At 33.4% G+C, this 22,626-nt stretch carries 20 protein-coding genes; 18 read left to right on the forward strand and 2 right to left on the reverse strand.

Features of this window, described 5'->3' with window-relative positions; translation table 11 throughout:
* The first annotated feature begins 46 nt into the window (after positions 1 to 46).
* From bamA to B2745_RS00525, 12 genes are all read left to right on the forward strand, one after another.
* Entirely contained in the window at positions 47 to 2,569 is a 2,523-nt protein-coding gene (gene bamA / locus B2745_RS00470; protein WP_304062262.1) for an outer membrane protein assembly factor BamA, read from the forward strand.
* Positions 2,570 to 2,577: 8 nt separating this feature from the next.
* Positions 2,578 to 3,102, forward strand: coding sequence for an OmpH family outer membrane protein (locus B2745_RS00475; protein ID WP_304062265.1), 525 nt, complete (start codon positions 2,578 to 2,580; stop codon positions 3,100 to 3,102).
* 44 nt (positions 3,103 to 3,146) lie between these two features.
* The gene (locus B2745_RS00480) at positions 3,147 to 3,659 is read left to right on the forward strand and encodes an OmpH family outer membrane protein (protein WP_026903942.1); all 513 of its coding nucleotides are present in this window, start codon (positions 3,147 to 3,149) and stop codon (positions 3,657 to 3,659) included.
* 92 nt (positions 3,660 to 3,751) lie between these two features.
* Entirely contained in the window at positions 3,752 to 4,564 is an 813-nt protein-coding gene (murI, locus tag B2745_RS00485) for a glutamate racemase (protein ID WP_304062266.1), read from the forward strand.
* 78 nt (positions 4,565 to 4,642) lie between these two features.
* Positions 4,643 to 5,713 carry a complex I subunit 1/NuoH family protein gene (locus B2745_RS00490; protein WP_304062267.1) on the forward strand — a complete coding sequence of 357 codons (1,071 nt, stop codon included), beginning with the start codon at positions 4,643 to 4,645 and terminating at the stop codon, positions 5,711 to 5,713.
* Position 5,714: 1 nt separating this feature from the next.
* The gene (locus B2745_RS00495) at positions 5,715 to 6,299 is read left to right on the forward strand and encodes a 4Fe-4S binding protein (protein ID WP_304062268.1); all 585 of its coding nucleotides are present in this window, start codon (positions 5,715 to 5,717) and stop codon (positions 6,297 to 6,299) included.
* Positions 6,300 to 6,348: 49 nt separating this feature from the next.
* Positions 6,349 to 6,891, forward strand: a complete 543-nt coding sequence (locus B2745_RS00500; protein ID WP_304062269.1) for an NADH-quinone oxidoreductase subunit J — start codon at positions 6,349 to 6,351, stop codon at positions 6,889 to 6,891.
* A complete protein-coding gene (nuoK, locus tag B2745_RS00505; RefSeq protein WP_304062271.1) occupies positions 6,884 to 7,189 on the forward strand; it encodes an NADH-quinone oxidoreductase subunit NuoK in 306 nt (101 codons plus the stop codon). The genes B2745_RS00500 and nuoK overlap by 8 nt, the downstream gene beginning before the upstream one ends.
* Entirely contained in the window at positions 7,189 to 9,240 is a 2,052-nt protein-coding gene (gene nuoL / locus B2745_RS00510; RefSeq protein WP_304062273.1) for an NADH-quinone oxidoreductase subunit L, read from the forward strand. Before nuoK ends, nuoL begins: the two co-directional genes overlap by 1 nt.
* Before the next feature lies 1 nt (position 9,241).
* Positions 9,242 to 10,837 carry a complex I subunit 4 family protein gene (locus tag B2745_RS00515; protein ID WP_304062275.1) on the forward strand — a complete coding sequence of 532 codons (1,596 nt, stop codon included), beginning with the start codon at positions 9,242 to 9,244 and terminating at the stop codon, positions 10,835 to 10,837.
* Positions 10,837 to 12,312, forward strand: coding sequence for an NADH-quinone oxidoreductase subunit N (locus tag B2745_RS00520; protein WP_304062277.1), 1,476 nt, complete (start codon positions 10,837 to 10,839; stop codon positions 12,310 to 12,312). The genes B2745_RS00515 and B2745_RS00520 overlap by 1 nt, the downstream gene beginning before the upstream one ends.
* Positions 12,313 to 12,565: 253 nt before the next feature.
* The gene (locus B2745_RS00525; protein ID WP_304062278.1) at positions 12,566 to 13,879 is read left to right on the forward strand and encodes an ammonium transporter; all 1,314 of its coding nucleotides are present in this window, start codon (positions 12,566 to 12,568) and stop codon (positions 13,877 to 13,879) included.
* Positions 13,880 to 14,043: 164 nt separating this feature from the next.
* Here B2745_RS00525 and B2745_RS00530 read toward each other — a convergent pair whose 3' ends face one another.
* Positions 14,044 to 14,394, reverse strand: coding sequence for a HesB/IscA family protein (locus B2745_RS00530; protein WP_026903932.1), 351 nt, complete (start codon positions 14,392 to 14,394; stop codon positions 14,044 to 14,046).
* A gap of 36 nt (positions 14,395 to 14,430) precedes the next feature.
* Here B2745_RS00530 and B2745_RS00535 point away from each other — a divergent pair, with 36 nt between their 5' ends.
* From B2745_RS00535 to B2745_RS00560, 6 genes are all read left to right on the forward strand, one after another.
* A complete protein-coding gene (locus B2745_RS00535; protein ID WP_304062282.1) occupies positions 14,431 to 15,012 on the forward strand; it encodes a hypothetical protein in 582 nt (193 codons plus the stop codon).
* An 11-nt stretch (positions 15,013 to 15,023) separates the two neighbouring features.
* The gene (locus B2745_RS00540; RefSeq protein ID WP_304062287.1) at positions 15,024 to 16,571 is read left to right on the forward strand and encodes an acyl-CoA mutase large subunit family protein; all 1,548 of its coding nucleotides are present in this window, start codon (positions 15,024 to 15,026) and stop codon (positions 16,569 to 16,571) included.
* Between the two features lie 20 nt (positions 16,572 to 16,591).
* Positions 16,592 to 17,329, forward strand: coding sequence for a 5'-nucleotidase C-terminal domain-containing protein (locus tag B2745_RS00545; RefSeq protein ID WP_304062288.1), 738 nt, complete (start codon positions 16,592 to 16,594; stop codon positions 17,327 to 17,329).
* Positions 17,307 to 18,254, forward strand: coding sequence for a bifunctional metallophosphatase/5'-nucleotidase (locus tag B2745_RS00550; RefSeq protein ID WP_304062289.1), 948 nt, complete (start codon positions 17,307 to 17,309; stop codon positions 18,252 to 18,254). Before B2745_RS00545 ends, B2745_RS00550 begins: the two co-directional genes overlap by 23 nt.
* A 98-nt stretch (positions 18,255 to 18,352) precedes the next feature.
* Entirely contained in the window at positions 18,353 to 19,780 is a 1,428-nt protein-coding gene (dnaA, locus tag B2745_RS00555) for a chromosomal replication initiator protein DnaA (RefSeq protein WP_026903927.1), read from the forward strand.
* A 318-nt stretch (positions 19,781 to 20,098) separates the two neighbouring features.
* Positions 20,099 to 21,757 (forward strand): alpha/beta fold hydrolase, encoded by a 1,659-nt coding sequence (locus tag B2745_RS00560; RefSeq protein WP_304062290.1) that lies wholly within the window; start codon positions 20,099 to 20,101, stop codon positions 21,755 to 21,757.
* A gap of 225 nt (positions 21,758 to 21,982) precedes the next feature.
* Here the strand turns inward: B2745_RS00560 and B2745_RS00565 are convergent, their stop codons facing one another.
* Positions 21,983 to 22,534: an NUDIX hydrolase gene (locus B2745_RS00565; RefSeq protein WP_304062291.1), complete on the reverse strand. Its 552-nt coding sequence runs from the start codon at positions 22,532 to 22,534 to the stop codon at positions 21,983 to 21,985.
* Positions 22,535 to 22,626 lie beyond the last annotated feature (92 nt).

Consider the following 22,626-nt stretch of genomic DNA (forward strand, 5'->3'; position numbering starts at 1 on the left):
AATTTTAACAAAGAATAAAGTTAATTTAGCCACGATACGTAAATAAATGAAGAAATTATTTTTAGCCATTATATTCATCAATCTTTGTTTTTCTGGATTTGCACAACTACGTCCGTCTTCAAGAAATAACACTCCAAAAGCCTCAGATGATGAAATAGGATACCTTAATCCAAAAGAATACACTATTGCAGGTATTAAAATCAACGGTGTAAATTACTTGGATACCGCTGTTTTGCTTACCATTTCTAAATTGGCTGTTGGCGATAGAATTATGGTGCCAGGTGAAGCTACCTCTGCCGCAGTAAAAAATCTATGGGATCAGCGTTTGTTTGAAGACATTGAACTTTCTATAGCAAAAATTCAAGGAGACTCTGTTTACTTTGATCTTAATTTGGTTGAGGTACCTCGTGTATCATCTATTAAATTATCCGGTTTAACAAAATCAGAAACTACAGAAATTCAAGAAAAACTCAATAATCAAAAAAGCAAGGTAGTTAATGAGAATTTAAATAAAACCATTAATGCTATTATAAAAAAGCACTTTTTTGAAAAAGGTTACCTCAATACAGAAATAGATATTACCTACAAAGCAGATACTTCTGATGCCAACAGTAAAATTGTTAATGTTAAAGTTGATAAGAATAATAAAGTAAAAGTAAATGCTATCAATATAGAAGGTAACAAAGAATTTTCTGATGCTAAGCTTAAGAAATTCATGAAAAAAACACATGAGCAAGCATGGTATAAAGTTTTTGGTTCTGGTAAATTTATTCAGGAGAAGTACGAAGAAGATAAAGATAAGCTGGTAGCCAAGATGCGAGAAAAAGGTTATCGCGAAGCAGAAATCGTTTCTGATACCATTTATCCGCACAATAAAAAGTCTATCAATATAGACATGAAGGTACACGAAGGACCTAAATATTATTTTGGAGATGTAACCTTTGTGGGTAATGCAAAGTATCCTACATCTGTTTTAAAACAAGTTTTAAAAATTGAAAAAGGAGAGGTTTTTAGCGAAGAAAAATTAGAGAAAACTTTACGCTCTAGTCCTAATAGCGATGATGTTTCTTCTCTTTATTTAAATGATGGTTACTTAACTTTTAACGTAGACCCAGTACAAACAAAAATCTATAATGATACCATTGACTTGGAAATCAGAATATTTGAAGGTCCGCAGTATACCATCAATAAAATTATTTTAAAAGGTAACGAGCTTACCAATGACCAAGTAGTTTTAAGAGAGATTAGAACAAAACCTGGCCAGAAATTTTCTAAAGACGCATTAATTCGTTCGCAAAGACAAATTACCCAATTAGGTAATTTTGATGAGCAAAAAGTAGATATTAAACCTATTCCTAACCCAGCAGATGGTACGGTAGACATTCAATATACAGTAGTAGAAAAACCATCAGACCAGATTGAACTTTCAGGAGGTTTTGGAGGTGGCAGGGTAGTGGGTACTTTAGGTTTAACTTTTAATAACTTCTCTGCAAAAAACTTATTTAACTTAAAAGCTTATAAACCATTACCAAAAGGAGATGGGCAAAAACTAAGCATTAGAGGGCAAACCAATGGTAAATTCTACCAATCCTACAGTTTCTCATTTTCTGAGCCTTGGTTTGGAGGTAAAAAACCTATTTATTTTGGTATAAGTGCATTTACATCTTTACAAAGTAATGGTTTAGCTAATTCTAACCCAATTCAGCAAAAAATCCGTCTGAATGGCTTAACATTTAGTTTAGGTAAGCAGTTGAAATGGCCAGATGACTTCTTTAGGGTAGATTACTCTGCCAACTTACAACAGTTTAGGTTAAAGAATTATGCAGGTTATTTGTTTGAAAACGGAGATTCTTACGATTTAAGTTTGTCTCAAGTTTTCAGTAGAAACTCTATCGATGCACCTATATTCCCAACATCGGGTTCAAATATTAAATTTACTGTACAAGCTACTTTACCTTACTCATCTTTTAACGGTAAAAATTACGATAACTTAGCTACTTCAGATAGGTATAAATTTACAGAATACCACAAATGGAAATTCGAATCTCAATTTTTCCAAAGAGTTTATGGTAAAATGATATTAAAAGCACAAGCACAATTTGGTTTTATTGGCTTTTATAACAAAGCAGTTGGGCAAGCACCATTCGGAAGGTTTAGATTGGGTGGAGATGGTTTACAGGGCTTCGACTTTTTGCAAGGGTCTGAAGTTATTGGCTTAAGAGGTTATGCCAATAACGCTGTTGTACCAGAAGGGGCTGTAACAACAGCAGGTAGCCCTATTTTTAATAAATATGTGTTAGAGTTAAGACATCCTATTACTTTAAGCGAATCTGCTCAGGTTTTTGCCTTAGCATTTATGGAGGGTGGTAACACTTGGAATAGATTTGCAGACTTTAATCCATTTAACGTAAAAAGATCTGCTGGTATAGGTGCCAGAATATTCTTACCTATATTTGGTTTATTGGGCATAGATTATGGTTTTGCCTTTGATAGAATACCCGGTCAACAAGAAGGAGGTAGACAGCCATTTACATTCAGTATAGCACAACAATTAGGAGGATTTAACTAATTAAAATCATGAGATATATAATATCTGTTTTATTAATCGTTATAAGTAGCGTTGGAGTTTTTGCACAGCGTTTAGCTTATGTTGATTCAGACTATATATTAAAGCATGTTCCAGAATATTCATCGGCACAAAAACAGCTTGATGGTTTATCAGAACAATGGCAAAAAGAAATTGATAAAAAGTTTCAGGAAGTAGAAACCTTAAATAAAGCTTATTTAGCAGATCAGGTTTTATTAACCGATGAGATGCGTAACAAGCGAGAAGAAGAAATCAAAGCAAAAGAACAAGAAGCTACAGAGCTACAGCAAAAACGCTTTGGCTTTGAAGGAGAGCTTTATCAACAAAGATTAAAATTAATCAAACCCATTCAAGAAAAAATAGGAAAAGCAATTGAAGAATATGCAGCCAGAGAAGGACTAGATATGATATTAGACAAAGCTTCTGTAACCATGCTTTTTGCTAGGCCCAATTTTGATCGAAGTAATGATATTATAACAAGATTAGGATATAAGCCAGGTTCATTTGCTAAATAGGAAAATTTATTATAAACTCGTAAAAACAAAAAATACAAATAGAAATGAAAAGATTATTTAAGATTGCGTTAGTAGCAGGATGTTTATTTTTTGCTGGGAATGTGGCTAATGCACAACAGAAAATTGCTTATATCAATTCCGCAGAGCTTATTAAAGCTATGCCAGAAGTAGCAACAGCAGACAAACAATTAGAAACGTATAAAACCACCTTAGATACAGACGGTAAAACAATGTATTCAGAGTATCAAGCTAAAGTTCAAGATTATCAATCTAAAGAAAAAACTTTAAGCGATGCTATGAAAGAGATGAAAATCAAAGAAATTCAAGACTTAGAGAAAAGAATCCAAGAGTTTCAACAAAAAGCCGGCGAAAATTTCGAGAAAAAAAGAGGTGAGTTATACGATCCAATTCTTAAAAAAGCAGAAGATGCTGTAAAAGCAGTAGCTAAAGAAAAAGGTTATGCTTATGTTTTTGATACAACCCAACCAGGTATTGTTTACTTTGATGGTGGTATCAATATCATTGCAGATGTTAAAACTAAATTAGGTTTAAAATAATATTGCTTTAAGCACTGTAAAACGTCTAAATGCGAAGTCAATTTATAAGGCTTCGCATTTTTTTATTTTATTTGTAGCTTATAACCAATTACATGAAAAAAACACAACCCATAGGTATTTTTGATTCTGGCATTGGTGGGCTAACGGTAGCTAGTGCTATCAGAAAAGTACTTCCGCATGAAAAAATTATTTATTTTGGAGATACTGCACACATGCCTTACGGCGATAAATCTCCGGAAGCTATAAAATACTACAGTCTTAAAATTGGCAAGTTTTTGCAAGAAAAAGGTTGTAAAGTAATTGTTATAGCTTGCAATACAGCGTCCTCTTTGGGTTATCAGGATTTAAAAGACTTCTTGGGAGAAGAGTTACCCATTTTTAATGTGATAGACCCAGTTGTTGATTATATCGTGAATCATCATGAATATAAAAAAGTTGGGGTAATAGCTACCAAAGCTACCATACGTTCTAATGTTTATGCCCTAAAAATTCAACAGGCAAAGCCAACTGTAGAAGTTAAATCTTTAGCAACCCCTTTGCTAGCTCCTATGATAGAGGAAGGCTTTTTTGAAAACAACATCAGTCAAACAATTATCAACTCTTATTTATCATCGCCAAAGCTTAAAAAAATAGATTCGCTTATTTTAGCTTGTACCCATTATCCCTTAATAAAAAAGGAAATAGAAGCTTACTATCACGAAAAAGTTGAAGTATTAAGTACGGCAGATATTGTTGCTGATGATGTTAAAAGGCAATTAGAGGTACTAAATCTCATTAACCCTACTGTAGAGCTACCTAAAGATGAATTTTATGTTTCTGATAAAACACCATCTTTTGAGCGTAGCACTAAAATATTTTTTGGGGACAAAATCAACCTCGTTCAAAAAAATATTTGGGATAAATAAGCTATTTTATCATTCTTAGGGGCATTTTAGAATCTAAATCATTAAGTTTGCAATCTTAATAAACTAAGCTGTTTAAGATTGGACTTTTACATCCTCTATATCCTTACCGCAAGCCTCATTTTTGCATTTATTGCAGTGTTTTCTCTATTTGGCGTTTATGCAGAAAGGAAAATATCGGCTTTTATTCAAGACAGACTTGGTCCAATGGAAGTAGGTAAGTTTGGTTGGATGCAAACCATTGCCGATATTCTAAAGCTTATTCAAAAAGAATTTATAGTTCCTACCGTTGCAGATAAAGTACTTTTTACTTTAGCACCTGTCATCATATTTGTAGCCGTTTACTTAGGTTTTGCAGCTTTACCTTGGGCTCCAGGTTTAACACCTGTAAGCATGAATTTAGGCGTTTTTTATGTATTCGCCATTATTTCAGTTGAAGCTTTGGGTATTTTAATGGCCGGTTGGGGTTCAAACAATAAATATAGTTTAATTGGTGCGGTACGTTCTGTAGCGCAAATAGTTTCTTACGAAATTCCTATTGGTTTTGCCATTATAGCTGCGGTTATGATAGCTCAGACGCTAGATTTACAGCTTATTGGTTTAAATCAAGGTGTTTTAGCTCAACAAGAAATAAGATTTTTTGGCTTTTGGGATGTTAAAGACATTGGTGGCATATTAGCATGGAATGTTTTTCAAGCACCACATTTAATCATCGCTTATATCATTTACTTTATAGCTTCATTGGCCGAGTGTAACAGAGCACCTTTTGATATTCCAGAGGCGGAATCTGAATTGATTGGAGGCTTCCATACAGAATACACCGGATTAAGATTTGCCTTTATTTTCTTAGCAGAATATGCTATGATGTTTTTAGTAGCCATGTTTGGTGTAACCTTATTTTTAGGTGCTTGGAATACACCTTTACCAAATATCGGAAGTTTAAAACTAGCAGATTATACTACAGGTATGTTTTGGGGTGTATTTTGGGTGTTGATAAAAAGCTTGCTTGTAGTTGCAGCCCAAATGTGGATTAGATGGACTTTACCACGTTTACGGGTAGACCAATTGATGAGTTTATGTTGGAAAGTGCTCACGCCTTTAGCTTTTGCATGTTTAGTTATTTCAGGTTTATGGAGGCTGTTGTTGTTTTAATATGATAAAAGAAGCTTTAAACGGATTTACTACAGCATGGAAAGGGTTAACCTTAACCATCAAGCATTTTTTTAACGCTAAAGCGGATAAGAAAATAAAATCTGTAGAAGAAAGCGGATATTTTGATCAAACAGAGGGCATAGTAACCGTTCAATATCCAAAAGAAACTATACCTGTACCAGAAGTAGGTAGATATCAATTACATGTAGAAATTGATGATTGTATTGTATGTGATTTATGCGCAAAAATATGCCCCGTTAATTGTATTGATATAGAATCTATTAAAGCCACAGAAGCTATAGGCAAAACCTCCGATGGCTCTGTTAAACGATTGTATGCGCCAAAGTTTGATATCGATATGGCCAAATGTATGTATTGCGGTTTATGCACTACAGTTTGCCCAACAGAATGTATCACCATGACAAGCGAATACGACAGAAGTGTGCCTCATATTTCTGATTTGAATTATAAATTTGCAACCATGACTGATGTCGAGGCAGAAGAAAAAAGACAGGCATTAGAACAACAATTGGCAGAACGACAAGCGGCAAAATTAGCAGCACTTAAGCAAGATAATAAAGAATAAACACATTTCTTTTGTTTGGCGATTAAGCCATCCATCAGAAAAATATAATATGGTAGAACAGATAGTATTTTACGTTTTTGCAGCGATAGCCATTTTAAGTGGCGTTTATGTAGTAGCTAGTCAAAACTTGGTGCGTTCTGTTTTTATGTTTTTTGTTACACTGTTAAGCGTAGCAGGATTATATATTTTTGCCTTAGCAGATTTTGTAGCCCTAACCCAAATTGTTATTTACGTTGGTGGTGTATTGGTCATGCTCTTGTTTGTTTTTATGCTTTCTTCAAAAGATTCTTTAGACAATATCATCAATCTAAAGAAAGAAGCTCTCTCTGCAAACAGAATTCCAGCAACTATAATCACTATAGCCTTACTAGCCATCATAAGCTACGCCATTTTATTAGTTGATTTTGAGCAATTAGATTGGATAAAATCAAACAAATTATTGATAGACAAAGCACAAACCAGTAATGTTCATAACATTGGGGTGAATATTATGGGAAGATTTTTACTGCCTTTCGAGTTGATTTCTATTTTATTGATGATGACTTTAGTAGGTGCAGCTCATTTAGCTAGAAAGGAGCCTACTAATGATTAGTTTGCAGCATTTTTTATTTATAGCAGCTATTTTATTTTGTTTAGGTATTTACGCAGTTATCACTAGAAAAAATGCCATACAAGTTTTAATTGGTATAGAATTGATGATAAATGCTTCTATCTTAAATTTGGTAGCTTTTGCTAGATACGATGTTGTCAATAACAATGGGCAGCTTTTTGCCTTATTTGTTATTGTTTTGGCTGCTGCTTCTGTAGCCGTTGGTTTGGTTATCATATTAAACTTCTTTAAAAGGGTAAAAACCATCGACCCTAATAAAGCTAATTCTTTAAGAGGTTAATGGATAATATCATCAACATATCAAATCAAGTAGTGCTAATTTTAGCTTTCTTACTTGTTTGTGCTCCATTATTATCTTTTTTCTTGAGTTTAATTTTTAAGCGTTTTGCATCAGTTATTGCTATAACTAGTATTTCAACAAGTTTTATAACAGCTATTATCCTTTTTATAAAGATTTGGTTTGGTAAAACGCTTCATTTTTCTATCCCTTGGATAGCTTTTAATAATTTTGATATCCGTTTAGGCTTCTTATTGAATAACCTCACGGTTATCATGCTATTATTAATCACCTTAATAGCCTTATTGGTTCATATCTACTCCGTAGAGTATATGGCAAAAGATAAGCTTAAACCACGTTATTTTGCCTATTTAAGCTTGTTTTGTTTCTCTATGCTGAGCTTGGTTTTAGCCGATAACCTTTTCTTGATTTATATTTTTTGGGAATTGGTAGGTTTTTCCTCTTACTTGTTGATAGGTTTCTGGTTTACTAAGGAAAAAGCTGTTTTGGCCAATAAAAAAGCTTTTATTATGAATAGGCTTGGCGATTTAGGTTTTCTAACCGGTATCATGATTATGCTAAGCCATTTCCATACACTAGATATCGAGGCTTTATTTGGTAGCGGTAATTTAATTGCATCTTCTTTTGTTACCAATGGCATGTGGGTAAGTCCGTTTAACATGATGCCTGATTATTGGTTAACAATAGCAGGTATTTGTTTCTTTGCTGGCGCTGTTGCTAAGTCGGCACAATTTCCACTACATACTTGGTTGCCCGATGCTATGGAGGGGCCAACCGCAGTTTCTTCCTTAATACATGCTGCAACTATGGTGGCTGCTGGTGTTTTCTTATTGGTAAGGATAGCGCCTTTATTTAATGAAACCGTTTTAATCGTAATAGCATCAATAGGTGTATTTACAGCTTTTATGGCTGCTACTATTGCACTTACTCAAAATGATATCAAAAGGGTTTTAGCTTTTTCTACCATTTCTCAATTAGGCTTTATGATGTTGGCCATTGGCGTGGGCGACGAAGCTTCTGCAATTTTTCATCTCGTAACCCATGCTTTTTTTAAGTGTTTACTGTTTTTAGGTGCAGGTATCATTATTCATGAATTACATCACTTAAAAGAAAAACATCAACTACAGTTTGATGAACAAGATATGACTTTCATGGGCGGGCTTTTTAAAAGTATGCCTATAACAGCTATTGTTTTCATTATAGCAGCCATGGCTTTATCGGGTTTACCCTTTACCTCAGGTTATTTATCTAAAGATGCTATTTTGATTAGTGTTTTCGAGTGGGCTGATGTAAAAGGTGGTATTTTCTGGATTTTTCCAATCATCGTTTCATTAACCTCATGGTTAACTACTTTTTATATTTTTAGAGTAGTTTTTAAAGTATTCTTTGGCGATTTTAGACTACCTCAGTTGTTAGATGTAGAAAACCATCAATTTCACATTCACGAAGCTAATGCTTGGTTAAAATATCCAGTAATGGTATTAGCTGTTTTTTGTGTGGCATTTGTTTTCTCCTATCAACCATTTAGTTTAGAGGCATCGTGGTTATTCCATCAGTTGGCACCACAACAGCATGTAGGTGGTATTTATCATATTTTAGTGCCTGTTTACATCAATATTTTAAGCCTAGGTTTGCTGTTGATTACATATTTGGCTTATGCTAAAAACAAATTCAGTTTTGGTTTAGAACAAACCTGGGTTTATAAGTTTTCTTATCAACAATGGTACTTTAATGAGATTTATGATGCAGCCATCGTAAAACCCATTTTACTTAAAGCTAAAGCCTATTATTGGTTTGATAAAAATGTGATAGATGGTTTAGTAAATTCATCAGCTACAGCTATTATACATATTTCAAGTATCGCTAACTGGTTTGATGTACACATTATAGACGGCTTAGTTAATGGTTTAGCCAGCGTGGTAGAACGTTTGAATATTTGGTTTAGAAATGTCCAAAACGGAAAAGTACAGCATTACATCATCTGGATGCTTTTAATCATGATTACTTTCTTTATATATCTAATGATATTTTAAAATGGGTTTATTATCAATTTTAATATTTGCGCCTTTACTTTTTGCTTTAATGATTTTGTTATTGCCTAAAAAGTATAGCCAAACTTATAAATATTTTACCATTGCTGTAGCTGTAATACAGCTAGTTATAACAGCTTATATGTATTGCCAATTTCAAACCGGAGCAGCTTTTACGGGCGTAAATCAATTAGATAGCTATCAGTTTAAAGAGTATTTACCTTGGATACGTTTAGATATAGGGAAGTTTGGCGCTTTACAAATAGATTATTTATTAGGTGTCGATGGCTTTTCTATTCCACTTTTGTTTTTATCAGCATTGGTTATGTTAATTGGGGCATTATCATCATGGGAAATAAAAGAAAATCATAAAGGATATTTTTCTTTAATGATGTTGCTAAACACCGCCATCATGGGTGTTTTTTGTGCTTTAGATATCTTTTTATTTTACGTTTTTTACGAGTTGATGCTACTTCCTTTATATTTCCTTATCGGGATTTGGGGCGGAGTAAGAAGAGAATATGCAGCTATTAAGTTTTTCTTGTATACTTTACTAGGTTCGGTATTTATGTTATTGGTAATTGCAGGCTTATATTTTTCTGTGATAGACCCTCTAACCGGAAACCATACCTTCAATATCGTACACATGATGAACCCACAAAACTATGTGCCAGACGGTATTTTTTCTTTCCTAGCACATCAAGATATTTTAGGAATCCCGGCAAGGTTATTAGGTTTTATAATCGTGTTTATAGCTTTTGCTATTAAAGTGCCTATTGTGCCTTTTCATACTTGGTTGCCTGATGCCCATGTGGAAGCACCAACACCAATTTCTATCATATTAGCAGGTATTTTATTAAAAGTAGGAGGTTACGGAATTATCAGAATCGCTTACAGTATATTCCCCGATGTAGCCTTAAATCTTTCTTTCTACATCGGTTTGTTAGGTGTAATTTCTATACTTTACGGAGCACTAGTTGCTTTAGCACAAACAGATTTAAAACGCTTAATTGCTTATTCATCTGTATCTCACATGGGTTTTGTATTATTGGGTTTGGCATCACTAACCTCAGAAGGGATTAGTGGCGCCATGATGCAGATGATCTCTCATGGTTTCTTATCAGTGATGTTGTTTTTTATTGTAGGGGTTATTTACAATCGTGTTCATGATAGGTATATCTATAACTTTAGAGGCTTAGCCACGCACATGCCTATTTATACAGGTTTTGTGATGATTGCCTTTTTTGCCTCTTTAGGTTTGCCAGGTTTTTCTGCTTTTATTGCTGAAGCATTTTCTTTGATAGGAGCTTTTAACTCAGAAAGTGTAAATGGCCTTATTCCACGTTGGATGGCTATTTTAGGCTCTTTAGGAATATTGTTAGGGGCCGCTTATTTACTTTGGACCTTGCAAAGAATGTTTTTTGGACAACTAAGAGTAAAGGAAGAAAACTGGCTCATAAAATTGAAAGATTTAAATGTAAGAGAAATTTTAACCCTGATACCATTAGCATTTTTTGCGATATTATTGGGTGTCATGCCTTCTTTGGTTTTTAATATCATCAACACATCTGTAAACCAGTTTATTTTATTATTTACCTAATGCAAACAGGTTTAGATATAGCGCAATCAACGGAGAATATCATAACCTCTCTGTCTTACTTTATTCCAGAGTTTATCATAACTATAGGCTTTATGCTTGTCATTATCATAGATTTATTTCTAAAAAAGGCAGAGCGTTTGGTATTTTTTGCAACTATGCTTACACTGGTTTTAGCTGCTGTTGCATATCTTCTTCAGTTAAATATTATCCAAACGAACAGCTTATTATTGTTTAATGGGATGTTTTTACATAATAGCTATGTTATTGGGTTTAAGCTATTGGCTTTGTTTGCTTCAATAATATCTTTAGTATTTTTTAACCAGGATAAAGAGCTTAAAAACCATCCAAAAGGAATAAATGATTTTTATACCATTTTCCTAGGCAGTGTATTAGGTTTGCTTACGCTGATATCATCTGCAAACTTATTAATGCTTTTTTTATCCATAGAGATGTTGTCTATAGCTTCTTATCTAATGGTTTCTTATACCAATAAAGAGAAACTACAGGCAGAAGCGGGTATGAAATATGTGCTTTTCGGGGCTACAGCTTCGGCCATCATGTTATATGGTTTAACATTTTTATATGGTTTTTCTGGAACGCTAAACTTGTATAACGAAAATATTTTCACAGCTTTTGAACAAATAAACAGCTTTTCGGCGAGTTTAGTATTGCTAATGGTATTGGCAGGAATAGGTTTTAAGCTATCATTTGTTCCCTTTCATTTTTGGACACCAGATGCTTATCAGCAAGCACCTACTTCTGTAAGTTCTTTTTTATCAACAGTACCAAAAATTGCAGTTTTTGCATTTTTATTTAGATTGGCAGCGCCATTTCAGCTTGTTGCTATACATTTTTCAACCATCATTTTGTTTGCAGCAGGTATAACCATGCTGGTAGGAAATGTGATGGCGGTTTTCCAGAAAGATTTAAAAAGATTATTAGCTTATTCATCTATAGGGCATACAGGTTTTTTATTAATGTTGTTGGTTTTACCAGATGATAGCACCATGTCTAGCAATTTGTGGTTTTACCTATTTGCTTATAGTATCACCAATATTGGTGCTTTCATGAGTATAGCTTATTTAGAAGATCGTTTTAATATTAAAACACTGCAACAATTGAAAGGCTTGGGTAAATTGAATACCATAATAGCACCATGTTTGGTTGTGTTTATGGTTTCTTTAACTGGTTTACCTCCAACGGTTGGTTTCATGGCGAAATTTGTAGTGTTTTCTTCTCTAATTTCTGAAACTATAGCTATTAACTTTCTTGCGCCAGTATTAATCGTTGCAGTATTAACCACTGTATTGTCTTTGTTCTATTATTTTAATATTCCACTTCATATTTATCTAAAAAAACCAGAAGAATTGATAGTTAAGAAGAAAAAATCTATGATTTTCGATTTTTTTATTTTGATTCTTGCTATTATGGTATTGATAGCTGGTGTTTTTCCTGATATTTTTAAAATATTTTAGGGTTTATATAGAAAATAAGATTTCAAGTCATGTTTTTAAGGTTTTTTTTGACTAAATATTGCTTAAAATATGATTTGTAAAATGTATTCTTATTGAAAAAATGCTAAAAAATATCCCTAATTTTTTGAATGAATTTCATTTATATTGTAAAAAGCAGTATGTTTTTTGATAAAAAACTAAAAAAATATAATGTTTAGTATAAATCATATAATTATTTCTAATTTTCGGCCGTAATAAATCTAAAACTTATACAATGGCTAAGAAATTATCAAAAGTTCCATTTATTTTTCTTGCAATTATTGCATTATTAACAATTTTTTACCCGTCCGTACCAGGGGAAATGTTTGCTGGTGAGTATAATTCATCAGATATAGCATGGATGTTATGCGCTACAGCATTAGTATTAATCATGACGCCAGGTTTAGCGTTTTTCTATGGTGGTATGGTAAAAAAGAAAAATGTGATTTCTACCATGCTTCAAAGCTTTATTTGTATGGCAATTATTACTGTTATTTGGGTAGTATTTGGTTTTAGTTTAGCTTTTGGCGATTCTATCGGTGGTATCATTGGTGATCCTAGAACATTTTTTATGATGAGTAATGTGATAGATGGTAAACCTTGGGTATTAGCACCAACCATTCCTTTGGTATTATTTGCTATTTATCAATTAAAATTTGCTATCATAACTCCTGCTTTAATTACCGGAGCTTTTGCAGAACGTATCAGATTCATTTCCTACTGTTTATTTATTTGTCTGTTTTTTATTGTGATATATGCACCTTTAGCACATGCTACTTGGCATCCTGATGGGTTATTATTTCAATTAGGTGTACTTGATTTTGCTGGTGGTACAGTAGTTCACATGTCGGCAGGTTGGGCAGCCTTAGCTTCTGCTTTATACTTAAAAAAGAGAAACGAGCCTAGTCATTCACCAGCAAGAATTACCTATGTTTTATTAGGTACAGGTCTTTTATGGTTCGGCTGGATTGGTTTTAACGGTGGTTCTGCTTATGGTGCCGGAACATTAGCTACAGTAGCTTTAGCCAATACCATGGCAGCATCAGCCGCTGCAGCTCTTGCTTGGATATTTTTTGATTCTTATAAAGGTAGAAAGCCATCTGCAATGGGTACTTGTATTGGTGCGGTAGTAGGTTTAGTGGCAATTACTCCAGCCGCAGGATTTGTTACTATTCCTCATTCATTAATTATAGGTGTTGTTTCTGCCGTTGTAAGTAATTTAATTGTAGATTGGAGAACACGTACTTCTATAGATGATACCTTAGATGTATTCCCTTGTCATGGCGTTGGTGGTATGGTTGGTATGTTGTTAACCGGTGTTTTTGCGCATCAATCTATTAACGGAGCAAATGAAACAGGTAACGGTTTAATTTTTGGAGAAACGCATTTATTCTTAGTGCATTTAGGCGCTTTAATAGGTGTATCTATTTTTGCATTCTTTGGTTCTTGGTTATTATTAAAAATAACAGATATCATTAGTCCATTAAGAGTTTCAGAAGAAGATGAAGATGCAGGTTTAGATATTTCGCAACATGGCGAAAAATTATAAGTCGGAACTTAATAAACACTTTAGAAATAAAGAAAGCTAATTTTATAGTAAAAGCTAAACAGCCTCAATAAATGTCTAAATTTATTGAGGCTGTTTTATAATAAAAAAAAGAGACTGCCCTTTTAGAAGACAGTCTCTTATTATCAAAACTAAAAACTAATTCTTTAAACAGAAAAACTGGTACCGCAGCCACAAGTTTTAGCCGCATTTGGGTTATTAAAAACAAAGCCTCTGGCGTTTAATCCTTGCTGAAAATCAACCTCCATGCCTGCTAAATACAAGCCATGAGCTTTATTCATGAAGCATCTTATACCATCTATATCGTATTCTGTATCACCTTCTTTCTTTTGGTCAAAACCCAAAACATAATTCATTCCGGCACAACCACCACCTTCAACACCAAGTCTTAAACCAAATTCTTCGCTTAATTCTTGTTGTTCCATTAACTTTTTCACTTCTTTTTTCGCACCTTCGGTTAATGTTACAGGTGAAACTGCTGTTACTGCTGTACTCATAATAATTATTTTATTGTTGCACAAATATAAGGTAAAATGCAGATTTTTGTTTTCACAAGAATCAATTTTACCAATACTTTACAATTTAGAATGGATGCTTTAACGTTTTTACTAGATATTTTAAAATACACATTATCAGGTTTTTTTGTTATTCTAGGCTCTTACTTCTTATTTAAAAGCCAGTTTGACGCTTATTACAATTTAAAAGAATTGGAATATCGCTCATCTGTACTTAAAGATGTTTTACCGCTTAGGCTACAAGCCTATGAAAGAATGACACTTTTTATAGAGCGTATCAATCCATCAAACTTATTGTTAAGATTGCATGTTTCTGGGATGTCTGCAAAAGAAATGCAAAATTTAATTTTAACAGAAGTTAGGGCAGAATATCAGCACAACTTAGCTCAGCAAATTTATCTTACCAATGATGCTTGGCAAATCATCAAAAGAGTAAAAGATGATACAATTAGCATCATCAACTCGGCAGTAAAAAATCTTCCGGCTGATGCAAGTGCTGTTGATTTAAGTAAAGTTGTTTTTTCTCGTTTAGATAGTATCGAGGAAAACCCTTACGAGTTAGCTTTGTTAGTGATTAAGAAAGATATTCAAGAAATGTAAATCATCATTATATGGCTGATAAAATCAATAAAACAACTTCAGGTATTGAAATTAAAGAAGTTTATCATCAGCCTAAGCAGGATATTGAAAAACCTGGCGAATTCCCTTTCACCAGAGGCATACAAAAAGATATGTACCGTGGTAGATTATGGACAATGCGCCAATACGCAGGTTTTTCTACTGCCGAAGAATCAAACAAAAGATACCATTATTTACTGCAGCAAGGTACAACCGGCTTATCTGTAGCTTTTGATTTACCCACACAAATAGGTTATGATTCTGATCATGATATGGCCGAAGGCGAAGTGGGTAAAGTAGGTGTAGCCATAGATTCTTTGGCAGATATGGAAATACTTTTTGATGGTATCAAGCTTGCGGATATTACTACTTCCATGACTATTAATGCCACAGCAGCTACATTACTGGCTATGTACATCGCTTTAGCAAAAAAACAAGGAGCAGATTTATCTCAAATTTCAGGAACTATCCAAAACGATATTTTAAAAGAATACGCAGCAAGAGGTACTTATATCTATCCGCCAAAATCCTCAATGCGTCTTATTACGGATGTTTTTGAGTATTGCAGCAAAGAGCTTCCAAAATGGAATACCATTTCAATATCTGGTTATCATATTAGAGAAGCGGGCTCAACAGCAGTACAAGAGTTAGCCTTTACTTTGTCAAACGGAAAAGCATATTTACAAGCAGCCATAGATAAAGGCTTAGATATAAATCTTTTTGCACAACGTTTATCATTCTTTTTCAATTGCCATAATAATTTTTTTGAAGAAATTGCCAAATTTAGAGCAGCCAGAAGAATGTGGGCAAACATCACCAAATCTTTAGGAGCAACAAATAGTAAGGCACAACAATTACGTTTTCATACCCAAACAGGTGGTTCAACCTTAACTGCACAACAACCTCAAAATAATATAGTAAGGGTAACCAATCAGGCTTTGGCTGCCGTTTTGGGCGGCACTCAATCTTTACACACCAATGGTTTTGATGAAGCTTTATCTCTGCCAACAGAAGAAGCCGCTAAAATAGCTTTAAGAACACAACAAATTATTGCTTTTGAAACAGGTGTTACACAAACGGTAGACCCTTTGGCAGGTTCTTATTTTATAGAATCTCTTACAGATGAATTAGAGAAATTAGCTCAGGAATATATAGACAAGATAGATAATATGGGTGGGGCTGTACAAGCCATAGAAAATGGTTTTGTACAAGGAGAAATTGCCGCAGCTGCTTATGATTATCAAAAAGCTATAGAAAATGGCGAGCAAATTATTGTGGGTGTAAACAAATATCAAGAAGCAGAAAGCATTAGACAAGATGTGTTTAGGGTTGATGACAGCATCAGAAAAACACAAATTGAGAAGATTAAGCTATTAAAAGAAAGAAGAAATCAAGAAGCCGTTACACAAAAACTAGCCGATTTAAAGCTTGCGGCAGAAGATAACATAAACGTAATGCCTTTTTTACTTGCCGCAGTTGAAGAATATGCAACTTTAGGCGAAATTGCCGATACTTTTAGAGAAGTATTTGGAGAATACTAAAACACTAACTCAATTAAAATATGAAATTTAAATTTTTAATAGTTGCTTTTGCAGCACTATTATTACAAGCTTGTGGTGTTCATTATCAAGTTAAAAATATCCAAAAGCAAATTTATCCTGTCTCTTCGGATTTTTCTGCTGATACTAGCCTAAGTAATTTTTATAAGCCCTACAAACAACAGCTAGATTCTATCATGAATGATGTTGTTGCGGTATCAGCTCAAGAAATTCAGAAAGGTAAGCCCGAAGCACCTTTAAACAATTTCTTTGCAGATGCTATGTATGTAAGTGCCAAATCAAAAAATATTCAGTTTGATTTTGCCTATACCAATTATGGTGGTTTACGTACTTCTTTACCAAAAGGAAATATCCCACGTTACAAAATTTTTGAGCTGATGCCTTTTGAAAATGCATTTGCAACGGCTACTTTCTCTGGTCAAAATATCAAAGAGTTTTTCAACTTTATTGCCAATAGTGGTGGCGAGCCTATTTCAGGAGCAACATTTACCATAGAAAATGGTAAAGCTTCAGATATTAAAATCAACGGAGAACCTATCAACTTAGAAAAGAACTATACCGTCTTAACTTCCGATTATATGATAAACGGTGGCGATGGTGGCGAGATTTTTACCAAAGCCTTATCTACAAAAGTTTATGAGTATAAACTTAGAGAAGGTCTGCTAGATTATCTAGCAACATTTAAAAACAATAATCAAATTTTAAATCCTGTAAAAGATGGAAGAATTAAACTTAAATAGGAGAGGTTTTATAAAAGGTTCTCTATCAACCGCAGCTTTATTAGCAATGGGTTTTAATCCGATAAGTGTATTTGCTGAAGAAGATTTTGTAAAACTTACCATATTACATACCAATGATGTGCATAGTAGGATAGACCCATTCCCTATGGACGGCTCTCGTAACCAAGGTAAGGCCGGTGTTGCCCCTAGAGCTACACTCATCAATAAAATTAGGAAAGAAGAAAAGAATGTTTTATTGCTTGATGCTGGAGATATTTTCCAAGGCACACCCTATTTTAATTATTGGGGGGGCGAGTTAGAAATTAAAATGATGAGCATGATGGGGTATGATGCCGCTATTATGGGCAATCATGATTTTGATAATGGAGTGGAAGGTTTTGCTAAACAATTACCACATGCAAAATTCCCTATCCTAAACGCTAACTACGATTTTACAAATACCGCATTAGAAGGTAAAACCAAAGGCTACCAAATTTTTAATAAAGGAGACTTAAAAATAGGAGTTTATGGTTTAGGAATAGAGTTAACAGGTTTAGTAAACCAACAACAATACGGAGAAACCCAATATACCGAGCCTATTAAAAAAGCTTTAGAAATGGAGCGCTTTTTAAAACAAGACCAAAAGTGCGATTTAGTAATATGTCTTTCTCATTTGGGCTTTAAATACCGCGAAAATAAGGTTTCTGATATAGTTTTAGCCCAAAGTATATACTTTACAGATTTAATTATTGGTGGCCATACGCATACATTTTTAAGTACTCCAGAAAGCGTAAAAAATCTATCAGGTAAAGAAATTTTGGTTAATCAAGTAGGTTTTGCAGGAATTAACTTGGGGCGTATTGATTATGTTTTCACAAAAGAAAAAAAGAAAAAAATAACTTATTCTTCTGCTATTGAAGTGGTTGAAAATAATTTCAAAATTTAGCTTTTTTAAACCGATTTTTTTTTCAATCTTCGAGACTCGGAAGCAAGCAACCCCGCAGTGCTTCCATCGCATTTAGAATCAGATTATTAAAGAAATATATGGAAAAAACTTGTACCCATGTTTGGGAAAGCTGTCTTCAAATCATTAAGGATAATATCCCCAGCCAGAGTTTTAAAACCTGGTTTGAGCCTATCACTCCACTTAGATTAGAAGGAAGTGTTCTTACGATTCAGGTACCTAGTTTGTTCTTTTATGAATGGTTGGAAGAACATTATGTAGGTCTTTTAAGGAAGACAATTAAAAACCAGTTAGGCGATTCTGGCAGATTAGAGTATAACATTGTTGTAGAAAAATCATCCTCACAAAAGCCTTACACTACAAATATTCCCTCAAGTGGTAACGGGGCTGAAGGTAAAAACCAGTCTATCCCTATGCCTGTTGCTTTAAATAAGGATATTAAAAATCCTTTCGTAATCCCCGGATTAAAAAAGCTACAGGTAGATCCACAGCTAAATCCAAACTACACTTTCGAGAATTTCATTGAAGGAGATTGCAACCGTTTAGCTCGTTCGGCAGGCTATGCTGTGGCAGCAAAACCAGGTGGTACTTCATTTAACCCTTTAATGGTTTATGGAGGCGTAGGTTTAGGTAAAACCCACTTAGCGCAAGCTATTGGTAATGAAATCAAAAGAAATATGCCAGATAAATTGGTTATCTATGTTTCTTGCGAGAAATTTTGCCAGCAATTTGTAGACTCTTTAAAGAATAATACCATTAATGATTTTGTGAATTTCTATCAAGCAATGGATGTTATCATCATGGATGATATACACAATTTCGCCGGAAAAGATAAAACACAAGATATTTTCTTCCATATTTTTAATCACTTACACCAATCTGGTAAGCAATTAATCATCACTTCTGATAAAGCCCCAAAAGATTTAGCAGGTTTAGAAGAAAGATTGCTTTCAAGATTCAAATGGGGTTTATCAGCAGATCTTTCTGTTCCTGATATCGAAACCCGTATGGCTATCCTGAAAAAGAAAATGTATCAAGATGGTATTGAACTTCCAAATGATGTTATCGAGTATGTTGCGCACAACATAGACAACAATGTTCGTGAGTTAGAAGGTGCAATGGTTTCTTTACTTGCACAATCAACCTTAAATAAGAAAGAGATAGATATTTCGTTAGCTAAGCAAATGCTAAAGAATTTTATCAAAAACACAAGCAAAGAAATATCAATGGAGTATATCCAGAAATTGGTGTGCGAATATTTCGAAGTTCCGGTAGAGATGGTAAAATCAAAAACCAGAAAAAGAGAAATTGTTCAAGCTCGCCAAATTTCTATGTACTTGGCAAAGAGCCATACTAAAACATCATTAAAATCAATCGGAGCGTTCTTTGGAGGTAGAGACCACTCAACTGTAATTTACGCCTGCCAAACCGTAGAAGATTTAATAGATACCGATAAGAAATTTAAAGCTTATGTCCACGATATTCAGAAAAAGCTTAAAATGAGCTAATCTAAATTTTCTGAAGAAATCCCGTTAGGTACACACTTAACGGGATTTTTTTGTTTTATGATCTTTTTTGAAAAGGTCTTGTAGTATCGCTTCGGCAAAAGCAGTCGGGTGGTAAACCATCCCTTCTGGACTGTATGCAATACTCCGAGCTTCGCTAGGGTATTTGCTTCCATTGCGTTCAGTTTAGGTGGGGTTTTGGTGCTATTTAAGTTTTACTGATTTTAAATAAAAAATAGCATTTTTAGGTGGTCAAATTCTATTTAGCTAAAAGATTCTGCATAAAAAAGATATATTAGCTTATCACTCTACTTAAAGCCTATGAAAATTACTCTAGCAATAGCTTTTTTAATTATCAAATCACTCTTAGTATTTTCACAAAACATTAATATTCAGGGTATTATTAAGGATAAAAATCAACATCCAATTCCTTATGTTTATTTTGGAATTGAAGGAAAGGTTATCGGTACTGTAGCTGATTCACTTGGTGTTTTTAATCTAAAAATAAATAAATCATTATTAAATAATCAAGATTCTATAGTAGTATCTAGAACTGGTTTTAAATCAAAAAGATTTAATGCTATTGAATTGTTAACTCGTAAAAATTATATAGAAATTATTCTAGAACCTAATCTTAATACTTTCTTGAATGAAGTTATTGTAAATGAAAAAAAGCTATCAGAAGTTGTTTATGGTAGAACAAAAGGAAATTTAGTTTTAAATCCACGGGCATATACAAAAATGTATGTAGAAAATGATTTATCTGGATTAGAACAAGCCACTATTATTGATATTGATGGTGATATTTTAATAAAAAGTATTGACTTTTTATTGATAAGAAATAAGCTGGAAAATCTGAATGTTAGATTGAATATTTATTCTGTTGTAAATGGCGAGCCTAGTGATAATATTTTAAAGAGAGATATTATTTTTAAAGTTGCTCAACAAAGTGGTTGGAATAGTATAGACTTAAGCAAATATAATATTAGAATAAAAGGAGAAAATAAAATTGCAATCGGGTTAGAAATTTTAAATAAAGCACCTGATTCTACAAAGTATTCTTATCTAATTCCTTCCTATCCATCAATTTTTAAAAAGAGCTTTTATAGAGAGAAATCATTCTCTAAATGGAATTCTGCTTCAAACTCTCATTTGTATATTAATATAAGGGCAATGATACCTTCTTTAAAAGCTAGTATTAGAGATAAGTTTGAAGAAGATGAGCCTGATTTAAAACTCATATTTGGAAATAATATCCATGCAGGAAAGATTTGTAAGGTTGATAGTGGAGAAATTTATTACGAAACCTATGGTAAAGGAAAACCTTTGATATTACTTCATGGTAATGGAGAGTCTATTTCATCTTTTAGAGAGCAAGTAAAGTTGTTATCTGATTATTTTAATGTTATTGCGTTAGATTCTAGAGGGCAAGGAAATAGTCAAGATTATAGTAAGTCTAGATATACTTATGAGCTTTTTTCAAAAGATGTAATTACTTTAATGGATACGCTTAAAATTAAAAAAGCAAGTATTCTTGGATGGAGTGACGGAGGCAACATAGGTATTTTACTCGCATTAAATCATTCAAATAGAGTGGATAAATTAATTACTATGGGAGCTAATATATTTCATGGTACTGATGCATTATCAGAAGAAGTTATTAATAGTTTCAAAATTAGAAAGGAAAAAATCCAGCAAGATCCATTTTTAAAAAATAATAATTCTGAAGCTAGATTGATAAATTTAGTTTTAGAGGAGCCAAATATCTCACCAAATCAATTAAATAGAATTCAAGGAATCCCTATTTTATTAATAGCTGGAGAGAATGATGTAGTAAAGCTCAAACATTCAGAATTAATAGAAAAATCAATCTCCAATTCTAAATTATTAATTCTAAAAGAGACAGATCATTACGCTCCTTTAAAGAACCCCGAACTATTTAACAAAGCAGTGCTAGACTTTTTAAACAAATCTCAGTAGTTTTAAGTTTTAGCTGATTTTTCTCTTTCCTAATTTCTAGCAAAAACCTGCGTAAATAAACTGGGTTGAAGCGGCATCTTTTTGGCTTTTTCTGCCAAAAAATACAGCGTAAAACCAGACTATCGTAAGCTATGAAAGAAGAAACCTGCTTTACAAAAAAATAATTAAACCCAAACTTTAGTCTTCAATCTTCCAACATCGGACATCGGACTTCGGACTCCCGACTTACTTCAACACTCCCATCTTCAAAAAAGCATACATCAAACCAGTAACATGTAAAGCCTGAGGGATTTCATTATTCAATAACATTTGTTTTACTTCATCAATACTGTAAAATTCAATATCAATATCTTCATGCTCATCTAAATCCTGTTCCTGCACTTTTTTGCCACCTCTAGCCAAATAGCAATAAGTAACATTGTTTGATGTTGCAGGGTTGGGATAAATGGTAGAAACCAATTCTAAATCGTTAAACAGATAGCCTGTTTCTTCTAATAGTTCTCTCTTAGCAGCATCAGCAGGGTTTTCATCCCCATCTATAACACCACCAGGTATCTCAATAGAAACTAAATTTCCACTGTGGCGATATTGCCTAACCATAATAACTTTTTCATCCTCAGTAATAGCAACAATATTAACCCAATTGGGATATTCTAAAACATAATATTCTTTAGCAATTCTGCCATCAGGTAGTTTACATTCATCAACCCTTAAAGTTGCCCATGGGCGTTTTACAATATATTCAGAAGAGCAAGTCTCCCATTTTTCTATACTCATGCTATAAAAATAAAAAATCCCGAATTATTTCAGGATTCTATAAAACAATTTATGCTAATATGTTTTGGCACCTAACCACCTAACCACCTAAC

The organism is Pedobacter glucosidilyticus, assembly GCF_002483235.1.
In the GTDB taxonomy this organism is placed as follows: Bacteria; Bacteroidota; Bacteroidia; order Sphingobacteriales; family Sphingobacteriaceae; genus Pseudopedobacter; species Pseudopedobacter glucosidilyticum_B.

Bases quoted from the DNA above. Each gene is read 5' to 3' on its own strand.
- B2745_RS00495 (WP_304062268.1), top strand. From the start codon at position 5,715: ATGATAAAAGAAGCTTTAAACGGATTTACTACAGCATGGAAAGGGTTA.
- B2745_RS00545 (WP_304062288.1), top strand. From the start codon at position 16,592: ATGAAATTTAAATTTTTAATAGTTGCTTTTGCAGCACTATTATTACAA.
- B2745_RS00515 (WP_304062275.1), top strand. From the start codon at position 9,242: ATGGGTTTATTATCAATTTTAATATTTGCGCCTTTACTTTTTGCTTTA.
- B2745_RS00480 (WP_026903942.1), top strand. From the start codon at position 3,147: ATGAAAAGATTATTTAAGATTGCGTTAGTAGCAGGATGTTTATTTTTT.
- B2745_RS00475 (WP_304062265.1), top strand. From the start codon at position 2,578: ATGAGATATATAATATCTGTTTTATTAATCGTTATAAGTAGCGTTGGA.
- B2745_RS00530 (WP_026903932.1), bottom strand. From the start codon at position 14,394: ATGAGTACAGCAGTAACAGCAGTTTCACCTGTAACATTAACCGAAGGT.
- B2745_RS00565 (WP_304062291.1), bottom strand. From the start codon at position 22,534: ATGAGTATAGAAAAATGGGAGACTTGCTCTTCTGAATATATTGTAAAA.
- B2745_RS00500 (WP_304062269.1), top strand. From the start codon at position 6,349: ATGGTAGAACAGATAGTATTTTACGTTTTTGCAGCGATAGCCATTTTA.
- B2745_RS00520 (WP_304062277.1), top strand. From the start codon at position 10,837: ATGCAAACAGGTTTAGATATAGCGCAATCAACGGAGAATATCATAACC.
- B2745_RS00525 (WP_304062278.1), top strand. From the start codon at position 12,566: ATGGCTAAGAAATTATCAAAAGTTCCATTTATTTTTCTTGCAATTATT.
- B2745_RS00550 (WP_304062289.1), top strand. From the start codon at position 17,307: ATGGAAGAATTAAACTTAAATAGGAGAGGTTTTATAAAAGGTTCTCTA.
- bamA (WP_304062262.1), top strand. From the start codon at position 47: ATGAAGAAATTATTTTTAGCCATTATATTCATCAATCTTTGTTTTTCT.
- nuoL (WP_304062273.1), top strand. From the start codon at position 7,189: ATGGATAATATCATCAACATATCAAATCAAGTAGTGCTAATTTTAGCT.
- nuoK (WP_304062271.1), top strand. From the start codon at position 6,884: ATGATTAGTTTGCAGCATTTTTTATTTATAGCAGCTATTTTATTTTGT.
- murI (WP_304062266.1), top strand. From the start codon at position 3,752: ATGAAAAAAACACAACCCATAGGTATTTTTGATTCTGGCATTGGTGGG.
- B2745_RS00540 (WP_304062287.1), top strand. From the start codon at position 15,024: ATGGCTGATAAAATCAATAAAACAACTTCAGGTATTGAAATTAAAGAA.
- dnaA (WP_026903927.1), top strand. From the start codon at position 18,353: ATGGAAAAAACTTGTACCCATGTTTGGGAAAGCTGTCTTCAAATCATT.
- B2745_RS00560 (WP_304062290.1), top strand. From the start codon at position 20,099: ATGAAAATTACTCTAGCAATAGCTTTTTTAATTATCAAATCACTCTTA.
- B2745_RS00535 (WP_304062282.1), top strand. From the start codon at position 14,431: ATGCAGATTTTTGTTTTCACAAGAATCAATTTTACCAATACTTTACAA.